The sequence below is a fragment of the Galbitalea sp. SE-J8 genome (assembly GCF_030345695.1).
In the GTDB taxonomy this organism is placed as follows: Bacteria; Actinomycetota; Actinomycetes; order Actinomycetales; family Microbacteriaceae; genus JAUASV01.
The window spans coordinates 31,772-44,954 of sequence record NZ_JAUASV010000019.1 but is presented as its reverse complement, the minus strand read 5'-3'; the positions used below and the strand labels follow the sequence as shown (position 1 = coordinate 44,954).

Below are 13,183 nucleotides of genomic sequence, written 5' to 3'. Positions count from 1 at the left end.
CAGCCGAGCCGGTCGAAGGGATCAGGAGGAGAGGACGGCAGGGAACCGCTCGCCTTCGTCCTCGTAGACGTTGAAGCGGTAGCCGACGTTGCGCACCGTGCCGATGAGCGACTCGAGGTCGCCGAGCTTCGCGCGCAGGCGCCGCACGTGCACGTCGACCGTGCGCGTGCCGCCGAAGTAGTCGTAGCCCCAGACCTCGCTGAGCAGCTGCTCGCGGGTGAAGACCCGAGAGGGGTGCGTCGCGAGGAAGCGCAGCAGCTCGAACTCCTTGAACGTGAGGTCGAGCGGCCGGCCGTGCACCTTCGCCGAGTACGACGCCTCGTCGATGACGACGCCCGACGCCTGGATCTTCGAGCTCGACTGCTGCGCCGCGTGGCGCCCGAGGGCGAGACGGATGCGGGCATCCGCCTCCGCGGGACCGGAGCCCTCGAGGATGACGTCGTCGACGCCCCAGTCCACCGAGACCGCCGTGAGGCCGCCCTCGGTGAGGATCAGGATGATTGGCACGGTCGTGCCCGTTGTGCCGAGGATCTTGCACAGGCTCTTCGCGCTCGCGAGGTCGTGGCGCGCGTCGACGAGGATGAGGTCCGCGCTCGGGGCGTTGACGAGCGACGCCGGTTCGGCCGGGATCGTCCGGACCTTGTGGCTGAGAAGCCCCAGTGCGGGCAGGACGTCGATGTCCGCCGCACCGGTCAGGATCAACAGCTGGGCCACGCGATGTCCTCCAAAGTGCCTACGCGACAGTATATGTAGCCCCTTACGATGGGCCAGTGACGTGGCAATGGGCGAGCATCGCGCCGATCTGGGCGCTCGCGGCCCTCGGCGCGGCTCTCGTGCTCGTGCTGCGGCCGGTTGAGGGCGTGCTCACCTGGTTCCCGATCGTGCTCGCGCTCGCGACGATCGCGGCGTTCCTGGTGCAGCTCGGCATCCGTCGTCGCGAGGGCTTCGTGACCCGCGTCATGGTCAGCGTGACGGGCGCCGTCGTGGTGCTCGGCGCGGCCACGGCGGTCGCCTTCGCGGTCGCGTAGGCTGACGGCATGTACCTCGCGCTGGAGCTGTTCTTCGTCGGCCTCCTCGTGCTCGCGACGCTCACGATCGCGGGCGTGTCCGCGCTCGTGCTCTACAACCTGTTCCGGGGTCAGCGCTGATCTCGTGATCGAGATCGACGGCACCCTCCCCCCGGAGCTCGTTCCGCTCTCCTGGCTCGTCGGGCTCTGGGAGGGCACCGCCGTCGTGCACTACGGCGTCGGCGACGAGACGCTGTCGCTCGAGGTCGGCCACCGCGTGTCCTTCAGCCACGACGGCCTGCCGTACCTCAACTACTCGTCGACGACGTGGCTGCTGGAGCCGTCGGGCGCCTCGGGCGACGCTGGCGACGCGCTGGACGAGCGGGGCGCGCTCGCGGACGGGGGCGCGCGGCGGACGCCGTTCGCGTCGGAGCTCGGCTACTGGCGGCTCGCCCGCGACATCCGTGCCGACGAGCCGGGTCCGGGGCTGCTGCCGCCCACCGCTCCGCCGGTCGCGGTGACCGCGGACGACGTCGAGCGGCTGCGGCTGCCGAACGGCGCGTTCGGCGTCGAGGCGCAGATCGTGCATCCCGACGGCATCGGCGAGCTCTACCTCGGCCAGGTCGCCGGGCCCCGCATCGACCTCGCGACGGATGCCGTGGTGCGCACAGCGCACGCCAAGGACTACACCGCGGCCACGCGCCTGCTCGGGCTCGTCGAGGGCCGACTGCTGTGGGCGTGGGACATCGCCGCGCTCGGCCAGGGGCTCGCGTCGCACGCGTCCGGAACCCTGGAGCGCCTCGAATGAGCGCCGCCGCGACGTCCCCGTTCGCGCGGCTGCCCGGCGCCGTCGGTGCGCCGCCCGAGCACTACGGCGAGCCCGTGCCGGAGCAGCGCCGCCTCGCCGCCGGGCGCGCCGTCGTCGACCTCTCCGACCGGGGCGTGGTGACCGTCACCGGGCCGGACCGGCTCAGCTGGCTCGACTCGCTCACCTCGCAGGCCGTCGCGAAGCTCGCGTCGGGCGTCTCCGCCGAGACGCTGCAGCTCGACCCGAGCGGACGCATCGAGTTCGCCCTGCGCGTCGTCGACGACGGCGTCACGACCTGGCTGCTCGTCGACCCGGGCCAGGCCGAGCCGCTCGCGGCGTGGCTGAACCGGATGCGGTTCATGCTCCGCGTGGAGGTCGCCGACCGCTCGGCCGAGTTCGCGACCGTCGGGGCGTTCGGCGACCCGGCCGACCTGTCCGGGGACGGCGTCGCAGCCGCCGCGCCGAACGGCGTGCCGCTCGTCTGGGTCGACCCGTGGGCGGCCGTGCAGCCCGGGGGCTGGTCGTACGCGCGGGCGGAGCACCCGGCATCCGACTGGTCCTACCGGGAGCTGCTCGTCGAGCGCGATCGGCTCGACGCGTTCGCCGCGCTGCCCGTAGCCGGCACGCTCGCGCTCGAGGCGCTGCGGATCGCCGCGTGGCGTCCGCGGCTCGCGACGGAGGTCGACGCGACGTCGATCCCGCACGAGACCGACTGGCTGCGCAGCGCCGTGCACCTCGCGAAGGGCTGCTACCGCGGTCAGGAGACGGTGGCGAAGGTGCACAACCTCGGGCATCCGCCGCGCCGCCTCGTGCAGCTGCACCTCGACGGCTCGCAGGGCGTGCTCCCCGCACCGGGCGACGAGGTGCGCCTCGGCGACACGGTCGTCGGGCGCGTCACGGCAGCCGCGCGGCACCACGAGCTCGGCCCGATCGCGCTCGCTGTCGTCAAGCGCTCGACGGATGCCGCGGCCGACCTCGTCGTCGCCACGTCCGACGGCGCCCTGGTCGCCGCCGCGCAGGAGATCGTCGTGCCCCCGGACGCGGGTGCGACGGCCGACGTGCCGCGCCTCAAGCGCCTCGGCGCCCGCTGATCGCGTGCCCGGCGACGCGGACGCCCTCCGCAGGCTCGAGCACCAGGTGCGCCTCCGGGTGGCGGCGCGCTCGGCGTACCGCCGCGTCGGCGCCTCGCTGCCGGCGATCGGACAGCTGCTCGTGGCCGCGGGCGGCGCGTACGCGATCGCGCACTACGGGCTGGGACACGCGACCCCGCTGCTCGCCGTCACGGTCACGCTGAACGCGCTGGGGCTCGCGCGCGACGCCCGACCGCTCCGGGTCGCCGAGAGCGTCGCGGGCATCGTCATCGGGGTCGCGCTCGCCGACGTCGCGGGGCTCACCTGGGGCAAGGGCCTGTGGCAGCTGCTCATCGTGCTCGCGGTCGTGCTCGTCGTCGGACGCCTCGTCTCGGCGAAGCCGGCGTTCGCGATCGCCGCGGCGGTGCCCTCGGCGATCGTGCTGCTGCTGCCGGTGCCGAACGAGGGCGAGCTGGGGCGCACGGTCGACGCGCTCATCGGCGGCGCCATCGCGCTGCTCGTCACCGTGCTCGTGCCGCGCGACCCGCGCGGGGCGGCCCGGCGCGACGCGCGGGTGATGTTCGGCGCGATCGACGAGGCGATCGGGGCGCTCATCGACGGGCTCGCGCTCGGGCAGTCGGCGCCGGGCGCGCTCGCGCTCGAGCGGCTGCGGCGCACGCAGTCGCTCGTCGACGACTGGACGGACTCGCTCGACACCGCGATCGCGGTCTCGCGGCTCTCGCCGTTCCTGCGCGGGCACCTGCCCGAGCTGCGCCGGCAGGAGCGCGGCCTGCGGGCCGCCGACCTCGCGGCCCGGCACCTGCGCGTGCTCGCCCGGCGCGTGGAGTTCCTCGTCGCCGACCGCGCGCCGCGCCCCGAGCTCGCGGCGCTGCTGTCCGAGGTGCGCACGGCGGTGCGCCTGCTCGGGGAGTCGCTCCCTGACGCCGGACGGGTGGAGGCATCCGGTGCCCTGCTGCGCGAGCTCGCGCCGAGGCTGTCGCCGCGGACGATCGTGCCGACCGCCCCGATCCCGGATGCCGCCGTCGTGCTGCTCGTGCGCCCCCTCGTCGTCGATCTGCTCGAGGGCTCCGGCGCGGACGTCGCCGCGGCCCGGGCACTCCTCCCGCCGCTCTAACCCGGCTCTAACCCCGTGTGAGGACGTTCTGCGCGTGTGAGGACGCCCCAGGACGTCCTCACACGCGCAGAACGTCCTCACCCGGGGTTAGAGACGGGCGGGCGCGACCGCGTCCCAGTCGAGGGTGAGCTCGCCGAGACGCCAGCGCGCGACACCGTCGCGCACGGGCCAGCCCGCCGCCGCGAGGGTGCGAGCGGTCGCGATCCAGCGCTGCGCGGGGGAGTAGACGCCGAGCGGCGCATTCGTGCGCCAGGCCCGGTCGAGCGCGAGCATGAGCTCGTGCACGCGCTCGCCGGGCACGTTGCGGTGGATGAGCGCCTTCGGCAGCCGCTCCGCGACGATCGACGGCAGCTCGAGTCCCGAGAGCCGCAGGCTGATCGTCAGGGTGCGCGGCCCCGCGGGCCCGAGCGCCACCCACGAGCACACCCGGCCGATCTCGTCGCAGGTGCCCTCGACGAGCGTGCCGTCCTCGGTGAGGCGGGACGTCATCCGCCGCCACGCGTCCGGCACCTCGTGCTCGTCGTACTGCCGCAGCACGTTGAAGGCGCGGATGATCGTCGGCCGCCGCTCCGTCGGCACCTCGAAACCGCCGACGCGGAAGCTCACGCCGGGCACCGCGGATGCCGACGCGATCCGCACCCGCCCGGGGTCGATCTCGACGCCGACGACCTCGACGCGCGGGTTCACCGCGGCGAGCCGGCGGTGCAGCTCGAGCGGCGTCGCGGCGCTTCCGCCGAAGCCGAGGTCGACGACGAGCGGATGCGGCGTGCGGCGCAGCGCGGGCAGGCGCGCGACCCAGCGGTCGACACGGCGCAGGCGGTTCGTGCCCGTCGTGCCGCGGGTGATCCGCCCCTCTGCGCCCCGGGCCACCCTCCCATTCTCCCGCGCCGGGCCCGGCGGCAGGGACGCGCGACCCCGTGCCGAAAACGAAGGAGGGTGCGGCATCCGGGCCCGAGAATCGCCCGGTCCCGAGCGATCGGGCGCCGTGCTCCTTCGTTTTCGGGCACAGCACGGGGCACCGGCGTCGGCGCGGGCCGCCGGCCTCGGCACGGGGCAGGCCTTCGTTTTTCGGGTAGCGGCCGATCGCTAGGCTGAAACCATGACGTACACGCTCATCCTGCTGCGCCACGGCAACTCGGAATGGAACCAGAAGAACCTCTTCACGGGCTGGGTCGACGTGCGGCTCAGCGACGTGGGCGAGACCGAGGCGAAGCGCGCCGGCGACCTCCTCGCCGAGTCGGGCCTCAAGCCCGAGATCCTCTACACGAGCGTGCTCACCCGCGCCATCCAGACCGCGAACCTCGCCCTCGAGCGGGCCGATCGCGCGTGGATCCCGGTCAAGCGCAGCTGGCGGCTCAACGAGCGCCACTACGGCGCGCTCCAGGGCCTCGACAAGGCCGAGACGCTCGAGAAGTACGGGCCGGAGCAGTTCCAGACCTGGCGCCGCAGCTTCGACGTGCCGCCGCCGCCGCTGCCCGACGACTCCGCGTTCAGCCAGGTCGGCGACGAGCGCTACGACGGCATCCCGGATGCGGAGCTGCCGCGCACCGAGAGCCTCAAGCTCGTCATCGACCGGATGCTGCCCTACTGGGAGTCGGACATCTCCGTCGACCTGACCGCCGGCAGGACCGTGCTCGTCACCGCCCACGGCAACTCGCTGCGCGCGCTCGTCAAGCACCTCGACGGCATCAGCGACGCGGACATCGCCGAGCTCAACATCCCGACCGGCATCCCGCTCGTCTACGAGCTCGGTGACGACCTGAGGCCCGTCGCGCCGTCCTACTACCTCGACCCCGCGGCCGCCGCGGCCGGCGCCGCCGCGGTCGCCGCCCAGGGCAAGAAGTAGCGACGAACACGACGGCCCCCGAGCGCGCGCTCGGGGGTCGTCGTCGTGTCTGCCGAACGCTCAGGCGCTCGCGGCCACCCAGTCGCCCGTCGCGAGATACTGCACCTTCTTGGCGATCGAGACCGCGTGGTCGGCGAAGCGCTCGTGGTAGCGCGAGGCGAGGGTCGCATCCACGGTGTCGACGGCCGCGCCCTTCCAGGTCTCGCTGAGCACCTTGTCGAACACGCTCAGGTGCAGCGCGTCGATGCGGTCGTCGTCGCCGCGGATCTCCTCGGCGACCTCGACGTCCTCGGTCTCCAGCAGCGTCACGAGCTTCTTCGCGATGGCGACGTCGAGCGCCCCCATCTCCGCGAACGTGTGGCGCAGCGGCTTCGGCACGACCTTGTCGGGGAAGCGGTAGCGCGCGAGCTGGGCGATGTGCTCGGCCATGTCGCCCATCCGCTCCAGCGACGCGCTGATCCGGAGCGCGCTCACCACGATGCGCAGGTCGCGCGCGACGGGCGCCTGGCGGGCGAGGATGTTGATGGCGAGCTCGTCGAGCTCGCGGGCCGCGTAGTCGATGCGCTCGTCGTTGGCGATCACGGTCTCGGCGAGCGACACGTCGGAGTCGTTGAAGGCGCGGGTGGCGCTGTCGATCGAGACGGACACGAAGCCGGCGATCTCGACGAGGCGCTCCTGCACCTCACGAAGCTCCTGCTGGAATAACTCGCGCACGCTCGTCCTTCTTTCCTGATGCGGGCGACCAGTCTTTCCGCACAGTGCCCGCCACCCTGCAAGGTCACGGTGAACGGATGCCGACGGATCGGTGAACATCTCGCCCTCGGTTCCGGGATGACGCTTCCCCGCCACCCGAGCGTTCCCCGTTGGTCACTAATCTATCGGCTATGCAGTCCGCCTGGCTGGTGCCTCTGGCCTTGGCCGTCGGTGCTCTCCTGGGCGCATCGCTCGTCGTGGTGACCGTGATGGCCGCCCGCCGCGGTCAGCAGGCGGCGGATGTCGCCGGCTACGGCGTGCCCGAGGGCGTCGAGGCGGTCGTCGACGTGCTCGACTCGGCGGGCGTCGTGCTCGACCCGTCGAACAACGTGGTCTCCGCGAGCCGCGGGGCGTACGCGCTCGGCATCGTGGCGGGCGACCACCTCGTGCACACGGAGATCGTCGACCTCGTGGATGCCGTGCGCCGTTCCGGCGACACGCTCACCGACGACCTGCTGCTCGCGCGATCGCCGTTCTCCGACCCGTCGCTGCACCTGAAGGTGCGCGTGGCGCTGCTCGGGGTGCGGCACGTGCTCGTGCTCGCCGAGGACCGCACCGAGGCGTTCCGCCTCGAGGATGTGCGGCGCGACTTCATCGCGAACATCAGCCACGAGCTCAAGACGCCGATCGGCGCGATCGGCCTGCTCGCCGAGGCCCTCAGCGAGTCGGTGGACGACCCGGTGGCCGTCGCGCGCTTCGCGAGGCGGATGAGCGTGGAGGCCGACCGCCTGGCCCGCATCACGAAGGCGATCATCGAGCTCTCGCGCCTGCAGGCCGCCGAGGCGCTCGCCGACCCCGACGTCGTGCGCGTCGACGACGTCGTCGGCCTCGCGATCGACGAGAACCAGGTCGGTGCCGATGGCCGGCGCATCACGATCGTCGGCGGCGGCCAGAAGGGCCTCGAGGTGCTCGGCGACAGCGCGCTGCTCGTCGTCGCCGTGCACAACCTCATCGCGAACGCGGTCCAGTACTCGCCCGACGGATCGCGGGTCGGCGTGGGCGTGCGCCGCGTCGACGACGCCGTCGAGATCGCCGTCACGGACCAGGGCGTCGGCATCCCCGAGGAGGAGCGCGAGCGCGTGTTCGAGCGCTTCTACCGCGTGGACCCCGCGCGCAGCCGCAACACCGGCGGCACGGGCCTCGGGCTCGCCATCGTCAAACACGTCGCCCAGAACCACGGCGGCGACGTGCGTCTGTGGTCCCAGCCGGGCCGCGGATCCACGTTCACCATCCGGCTGCCCGAGGCGACCGCCTCGGCGGCCGCGAGTCTCGGAGCCTGATATGACCCGCATCCTCATCGTTGAAGACGAAGCCTCGCTCAGCGAGCCGCTCAGCTACCTGCTCGAGAAGGAGGGCTACGACACCGAGGTCGTCGAGGACGGTCGCACCGCCGTCGCCGAGTTCGCCCGTGTCGACCCCGACCTCGTGCTGCTCGACCTCATGCTGCCGGGACTGTCCGGAACCGAGGTGTGCCGCGACATCCGTTCCCGCTCGAGCGTGCCGATCATCATGCTCACCGCGAAGGACGCCGAAGTGGATGTCGTGGTCGGGCTCGAGCTGGGCGCCGACGACTACGTGACCAAGCCCTACAAGACCCGCGAGCTGCTCGCGCGCATCCGTGCCGTGCTCCGGCGGCACACGGATGCGCCCGACGACGAGTCGGTGCTCGCCGCGGGCGAGGTGCGGATGGACGTCGAGCGCCACACCGTGCAGGTCGGCGGCGCCGACGTGGCGCTGCCGCTCAAGGAGTTCGAGCTGCTCGAGTACCTGCTGCGCAACGCCGGTCGCGTGCTCACGCGCGGCCAGCTCATCGACCGGGTGTGGGGGTCGGACTACTTCGGCGACACGAAGACGCTCGACGTGCACATCAAGCGCATCCGCTCGCGCATCGAGAAGGAGCCGTCGAACCCGACGATGCTCGTCACGGTGCGCGGACTGGGCTACCGCTTCGAGGCGTAGGCCGCGCTGCCCGGGTCCGTCGGGCTGCCCGGGTCCGTCGCGCCGCGCGGGCGCGTCGGGCTACTCGGGCGCGCTCGTCGGCACGAGGGTGGCGAACTGCTCCTGCGCGCCGTCGAGCACCGGCACCTGCAGCTGCTTGCCCGGCTCGCTGCCGTACTGCACGAAGACCGGCAGCAGACCGCCCACGGTGGCGTCGAGGCCCGAGAACACGAGCGAGGCATCCGCTCCGCCGCCGCCGACCGTGCTGAGGCCCGCGGGCAGCACGAGCGTCTGCTTCACGTCATCGCCGGAGGAGTCGTCGACCGAGAAGGTGACCGCGATGCGGTCGGAGCCGGTGTTGATCGCGCCGAACGTGACGGAGGCGGTCGTGCCGTCGCTCGACAGCGCGATGACGTTGCGCAGCTCGATGTCACCGACGGTGGCCGCGACGCCGTCCGACGGCTGGTAGTGGATCTCGGTGGCCTGCGGGGCGAAGAACCCGCACCCCGCGGTGCCCAGCACCAGAGCGGTGGCGACGACGACGGATGCCGCGGCGCGAGCGATCACGTGACCCTCCAGGAGTTTCGAGACCATGCCCGCGACCGGGCATGGAGCCGTTCCAGCCTAGCGGCTGGCCGCACAGGCGACTGGCACGAGTCGCGACCCTGCGTTCGTTGAGAACCTGACGATCCAACATGTGGCACCGGGTGTGGATCCCGCCCTGTGCCGCGCCCCGCAGCGGTGTGGACGATGTGGGGCGGCGACGGGCAACGCGCCTGGAAGAAGGGCGCGATGGTCGCTGATGATGCGGTCGGGGTGACCGAGGCCGAGTCCGGCCAGTCGGTCGAGGAGCTCGCTCGCCACCTAAGTGATACCCGAGGGATATTCGCGTAGCCCACCATCGAGGCCCCCGCACTGTGAAGGCACAACTTCACTATTTTGCAGCGCTGAGCGCCCGAAGCGATAGATCCTGAGCACATGCCGACTCCGCTGGACCACACGGGTTGCATTCTCTATGGCGGGTTTAGGTTCGACACATGGGTTTCGGAGAGATTGTCAGGTCAAAATTCCGCGCGTCGACGCAACGCCCGCTCCGACGGCGACGTGCTCTCGCTTTCGGCGTTGCGTTCGCGACGCTCGTGGGCGGACTCACCCTAGGCATGCCCATCGCGGCAAATGCGTGGGCATGCACGACCGTCCCCGGCAGCACCCTGACCTACGTCAATCCGTTCGTGGGCAGTGCGAACGAGACCCAGGACTTCAGTTGCACGCGTCCGCATTCCGGGCTCGACTTTGCTAAACCCGGCTATGACCACTTCAACGTGGTCGCCATCAAGGCAGGCACTGTCGTAGATCGAGGCACCGAATCCTCATGCCACGGAAAGTACCTGGTCGTGACCCACACGGATGGCGTGGAGGATGCGGAGGCGCACTTGGACACGCTCAATTACACCGTCAACCAGTCTGTTCTTCAGGGCGATATCGAGGCCACCACCGGGAACACCGGAGACTGCGCGATGGGGTATCACATGCACATCAGCACGGCGCGCAACTGGGACACCCCGGCGTCGGACCCGTGGAACTCGACCTCTACGACTCTGTTTGACCCCTACGCATTTCTGACTGCCCACGGAGCGTCGCTGTGAGCGGCGAGAGGAGACGGCTCCCCGTGAACAAGTCCGCAATCCGTGTGAGCGTCGCCGTCAGTGGTGTCGCGGTTCTATTGCTGGCGGGATGCGCGGGAAGAGCAGGATCCAGCGACTTCGTCCCCGCCGCCGCGTCAAGCGCTGAGCCGGTGATCTGCTCGGCATTGCTTGACGAAGCCACCGTGCAGAAGCTCCGCGACGCGAAAGAAGTCGAAGGCGGGGCGGAGTACCAGAAGAAGGTCGCAGCGGAACAAGGCAGCTTCCTCGGGGAGTTCGTCAACACGGGCGGCGTCGCTTGCGCCTGGGGAGACGGTTACGAGGCAGGCCTTCTCTACGGTTACGGACCCATCACCGCGGAAGCGGCGGCGGCGAAGCAAACCGAGCTCGTAAGGCTCGGTTCCGTCGTTGTCGAAGGAAGCAACTACGTCCGGTATACGCACCCGGACGGCTACCCAGGCGGGTACGCCTTCGGAAACGGCTACTGGGCCTATGCGCTCGACAACGGCTTCGGTGACGTCCTCGATCAGATCGTCTCCAATGCTCCAAGATTCTGAGGAAAGCACCATGAAGAAGTTTGCTGCGGTCATCGTCGCGCTCGCGCTCGCCACAGGAGGTGCACTCGCCACGGCTATGTCGGCGAGTCCCGCAGGACTGGTGACACTGAAGGGTCACGTACGCACGAGCGACGGCGCGGGGACCGCGGGAATCGTCGTGGGCGCAGGCGTGCCCTACGACGGGGCTCCTTCGTCGAAATACCGTGAGGTCAAGACCGACGCGAACGGTCGCTATGAGCTGCACATCGCGGCAGGCTCGAAACTGACCATGTCCTTCGAGGACCCCAGGGATCGCTACTTCGGTGTGGCTAAGGGTCCATTCGCGGCCTCTGCCGGGTCCACGCACCGTGTCGACCGAACTCTGGAACGATCCGCGATGCTCGCCGGGACTGTGGTCGACTCCGACGGAGACGCGGTCGACCAGGTCACCGTGAAGGCATATGACGCCGAAACGGGCGAGACCTACCACTCGGTTGTGACGACAGGCTCGGGCCATTTCCACCTCACGGTGCCCGCCGGCGACTACAAGCTGCGCTTCGCGCCGAAGAGCGGCACCGCGTTCTGGTACGGCCACGCGAGCACGCGGGCCAACTCCCCAACGGTGACGGTCGGAGCCGGCAAGAAGACGGCCGGGCTCGATCAGAGAGTCGGCTGACTCTCGGTCGCGCCCTGCGTCCGCCGCGCCCGTACCCATGGGCGAGCGCGCTGCCTTTCGGTAGAATGAGCGGTCGGTGAAAGGGTGGTCCCATGCTGTTCGAGGTCGGCGAGACCGTCGTCTACCCGCACCACGGTGCGGCGACGATCATCGAGGTCAAGAGCCGCGTCATCAAGGGCGTCGAGAAGACCTATCTCAAGCTGGACGTCGCGCAGGGCGACCTCGTCATCGAGGTGCCCGCCGAGAACGTCGATCTCGTCGGCGTGCGCGACGTGATCGGGCACGACGGGCTCGAGCGCGTGTTCGAGGTGCTCCGCGCCCCGCTCGTCGAGGAGCCCACGAACTGGAGCCGCCGCTACAAGGCGAACCTCGAGAAGCTCGGCTCCGGCGACGTCATCAAGGTCTCCGAGGTGGTGCGCGACCTGTGGCGCCGCGACCAGGACCGCGGGCTGTCGGCGGGCGAGAAGAGCATGCTCGCGAAGGCGCGGCAGGTGCTCACGTCCGAGCTCGCCCTCGCGGAGCAGACCGACGAGCAGCACGCGGCGACCCTGCTCGACGAGGTGCTGGCATCCTGAGCGCCGCGGATGCCGTGGCGACCGAGCGCGCCGGATCCGTCCCGCGCGTCGCGGTCGTGCTCGTCGGCGCGGGCTCGGGCGTGCGGCTGCGGCAGCCGGTGCCCAAGGCGTTCGTGCCGGTGCGCGGCATCCCGCTGCTGGCACACGCGGTCGAGCCGATCGCGGCGCTCGCGGAACCCGTGCAGCTCGTCGTGGTGGCGCCCGCGGCCCGGCTCGACGAGGCGGCCGGCATCGTGCGGGAGCACGGCGCCGCGATCGCGCGCGTCGACGTCGTGCCCGGCGGCGACACCCGCACGGCGTCCGTCGCGGCGGGCATCGCACGCCTCGCGCCCGAGATCGAGGTCGTCCTCGTGCACGACGCGGCGCGGGCGTTCACGCCGACGGAGCAGTTCGCGCGCGTGATCGCCGCCGTCCGCGCCGAGCGCGCCGGGGTCGTGCCCGCGCAGCCCGTCACGGACACGGTGAAACGGGTGGACTGGACCGGCGCGGTCGAGCAGACCCTCGACCGCGCGAGCCTCGTCGCCGTGCAGACGCCGCAGGGCTTCCCGCGCGCCGAGCTCGTCGCGGCCTACGCGACCGACGGCCTCGACTACACGGATGACGCGGCGCTGTTCGCCGCCGCGGGCCACCGCGTCGTCACGGTCGAGGGCGACCCGCTCGCCCACAAGATCACGACGCCCGAGGACCTCGGGCGCGCGGAGCTGCTCGGGAGGAGCGGAATGATCGTGCGCACCGGGATCGGCGTCGACGTGCACGCCTACGACGACGCGTCGCCGCTCTGGCTCGGCGGCCTGTACTGGCCCGACGAGCCGGGCCTGTCGGGGCACAGCGACGGCGACGCGCTCTCGCACGCGGTGTGCGACGCGCTGCTGTCCGCCGCGGGGCTCGGCGACCTCGGCAGCCGGTTCGGCACGAGCGACCCGCGGTTCGCGGGCGCGCACGCCGACGTCTTCATCGCCGAGACCGTCGCGCTCGTCGACGGGGCCGGGTTCGAGATCGTCAACGTCGCCGTGCAGGTCATCGCCAACCGGCCGAAGGTCGCTGCGCGCCGGCTCGAGCTGGAGGCCCGGCTGACCGAGCTCGTCGGCGCGCCCGTGAGCGTGTCGGCGACGACGAGCGACGGGCTCGGCTTCGCGGGACGCGGCGAGGGGCTCACGGCGATCGCCACCGCATCCGTTCGTGCGTCCTGAGTAGCG

16 protein-coding genes are annotated in these 13,183 nt (G+C 71.4%); 12 read left to right on the top strand and 4 right to left on the bottom strand.

What is annotated here, in order from left to right; translation table 11 throughout:
• Positions 1-21: 21 nt before the first annotated feature.
• The gene (locus tag QT381_RS12205; RefSeq protein ID WP_289249287.1) at positions 22-714 is read right to left on the bottom strand and encodes a winged helix-turn-helix domain-containing protein; all 693 of its coding nucleotides are present in this window, start codon (positions 712-714) and stop codon (positions 22-24) included.
• A 56-nt stretch (positions 715-770) separates the two neighbouring features.
• Between QT381_RS12205 and QT381_RS12200 the strand changes: the two genes are divergently transcribed.
• The 4 genes from QT381_RS12200 to QT381_RS12185 all read left to right on the top strand — a co-directional run bounded on the left by QT381_RS12200 (position 771) and on the right by QT381_RS12185 (position 4,020).
• On the top strand, positions 771-1,028 hold the full coding sequence (locus QT381_RS12200; protein WP_289249285.1) for a hypothetical protein: 258 nt from the start codon (positions 771-773) through the stop codon (positions 1,026-1,028).
• 124 nt (positions 1,029-1,152) lie between these two features.
• Positions 1,153-1,815: a heme-binding beta-barrel domain-containing protein gene (locus QT381_RS12195; protein WP_289249284.1), complete on the top strand. Its 663-nt coding sequence runs from the start codon at positions 1,153-1,155 to the stop codon at positions 1,813-1,815.
• Entirely contained in the window at positions 1,812-2,906 is a 1,095-nt protein-coding gene (gene ygfZ / locus QT381_RS12190) for a CAF17-like 4Fe-4S cluster assembly/insertion protein YgfZ (RefSeq protein WP_289249282.1), read from the top strand. The genes QT381_RS12195 and ygfZ overlap by 4 nt, the downstream gene beginning before the upstream one ends.
• A gap of 4 nt (positions 2,907-2,910) precedes the next feature.
• Positions 2,911-4,020 (top strand): FUSC family protein, encoded by a 1,110-nt coding sequence (locus QT381_RS12185; protein ID WP_289249280.1) that lies wholly within the window; start codon positions 2,911-2,913, stop codon positions 4,018-4,020.
• 87 nt (positions 4,021-4,107) lie between these two features.
• Here QT381_RS12185 and QT381_RS12180 read toward each other — a convergent pair whose 3' ends face one another.
• Positions 4,108-4,890, bottom strand: coding sequence for a class I SAM-dependent methyltransferase (locus tag QT381_RS12180; protein WP_289249279.1), 783 nt, complete (start codon positions 4,888-4,890; stop codon positions 4,108-4,110).
• 229 nt (positions 4,891-5,119) lie between these two features.
• Here QT381_RS12180 and QT381_RS12175 point away from each other — a divergent pair, with 229 nt between their 5' ends.
• Entirely contained in the window at positions 5,120-5,866 is a 747-nt protein-coding gene (locus tag QT381_RS12175; RefSeq protein WP_289249278.1) for a phosphoglyceromutase, read from the top strand.
• A 60-nt stretch (positions 5,867-5,926) separates the two neighbouring features.
• Here QT381_RS12175 and phoU read toward each other — a convergent pair whose 3' ends face one another.
• Positions 5,927-6,580: a phosphate signaling complex protein PhoU gene (gene phoU, locus QT381_RS12170; protein ID WP_289249277.1), complete on the bottom strand. Its 654-nt coding sequence runs from the start codon at positions 6,578-6,580 to the stop codon at positions 5,927-5,929.
• Positions 6,581-6,768: 188 nt separating this feature from the next.
• Here phoU and QT381_RS12165 point away from each other — a divergent pair, with 188 nt between their 5' ends.
• Complete coding sequence (locus tag QT381_RS12165; protein ID WP_353889776.1) at positions 6,769-7,899, top strand: sensor histidine kinase; 1,131 nt, start codon at positions 6,769-6,771, stop codon at positions 7,897-7,899.
• 1 nt (position 7,900) lies between these two features.
• Positions 7,901-8,578 carry a response regulator gene (locus tag QT381_RS12160; RefSeq protein WP_289249275.1) on the top strand — a complete coding sequence of 226 codons (678 nt, stop codon included), beginning with the start codon at positions 7,901-7,903 and terminating at the stop codon, positions 8,576-8,578.
• A gap of 60 nt (positions 8,579-8,638) precedes the next feature.
• Here the strand turns inward: QT381_RS12160 and QT381_RS12155 are convergent, their stop codons facing one another.
• A complete protein-coding gene (locus QT381_RS12155; RefSeq protein WP_289249274.1) occupies positions 8,639-9,124 on the bottom strand; it encodes a hypothetical protein in 486 nt (161 codons plus the stop codon).
• A gap of 470 nt (positions 9,125-9,594) precedes the next feature.
• Here QT381_RS12155 and QT381_RS12150 point away from each other — a divergent pair, with 470 nt between their 5' ends.
• From QT381_RS12150 to ispD, 5 genes are all read left to right on the top strand, one after another.
• Positions 9,595-10,203, top strand: a complete 609-nt coding sequence (locus QT381_RS12150; RefSeq protein ID WP_289249273.1) for a M23 family metallopeptidase — start codon at positions 9,595-9,597, stop codon at positions 10,201-10,203.
• A gap of 23 nt (positions 10,204-10,226) precedes the next feature.
• Positions 10,227-10,757, top strand: coding sequence for a hypothetical protein (locus tag QT381_RS12145; protein WP_289249272.1), 531 nt, complete (start codon positions 10,227-10,229; stop codon positions 10,755-10,757).
• Between the two features lie 10 nt (positions 10,758-10,767).
• Entirely contained in the window at positions 10,768-11,412 is a 645-nt protein-coding gene (locus QT381_RS12140; RefSeq protein ID WP_289249271.1) for a carboxypeptidase-like regulatory domain-containing protein, read from the top strand.
• Between the two features lie 92 nt (positions 11,413-11,504).
• Positions 11,505-11,987, top strand: coding sequence for a CarD family transcriptional regulator (locus QT381_RS12135; RefSeq protein ID WP_289249270.1), 483 nt, complete (start codon positions 11,505-11,507; stop codon positions 11,985-11,987).
• Positions 11,981-13,177, top strand: a complete 1,197-nt coding sequence (ispD, locus tag QT381_RS12130) for a 2-C-methyl-D-erythritol 4-phosphate cytidylyltransferase (RefSeq protein WP_502877511.1) — start codon at positions 11,981-11,983, stop codon at positions 13,175-13,177. Before QT381_RS12135 ends, ispD begins: the two co-directional genes overlap by 7 nt.
• Positions 13,178-13,183: the final 6 nt, after the last annotated feature.

Bases quoted from the DNA above. Each gene is read 5' to 3' on its own strand.
- ygfZ (WP_289249282.1), top strand. From the start codon at position 1,812: ATGAGCGCCGCCGCGACGTCCCCGTTCGCGCGGCTGCCCGGCGCCGTC.
- QT381_RS12175 (WP_289249278.1), top strand. From the start codon at position 5,120: ATGACGTACACGCTCATCCTGCTGCGCCACGGCAACTCGGAATGGAAC.
- QT381_RS12160 (WP_289249275.1), top strand. From the start codon at position 7,901: ATGACCCGCATCCTCATCGTTGAAGACGAAGCCTCGCTCAGCGAGCCG.
- QT381_RS12150 (WP_289249273.1), top strand. From the start codon at position 9,595: ATGGGTTTCGGAGAGATTGTCAGGTCAAAATTCCGCGCGTCGACGCAA.
- QT381_RS12140 (WP_289249271.1), top strand. From the start codon at position 10,768: ATGAAGAAGTTTGCTGCGGTCATCGTCGCGCTCGCGCTCGCCACAGGA.
- QT381_RS12135 (WP_289249270.1), top strand. From the start codon at position 11,505: ATGCTGTTCGAGGTCGGCGAGACCGTCGTCTACCCGCACCACGGTGCG.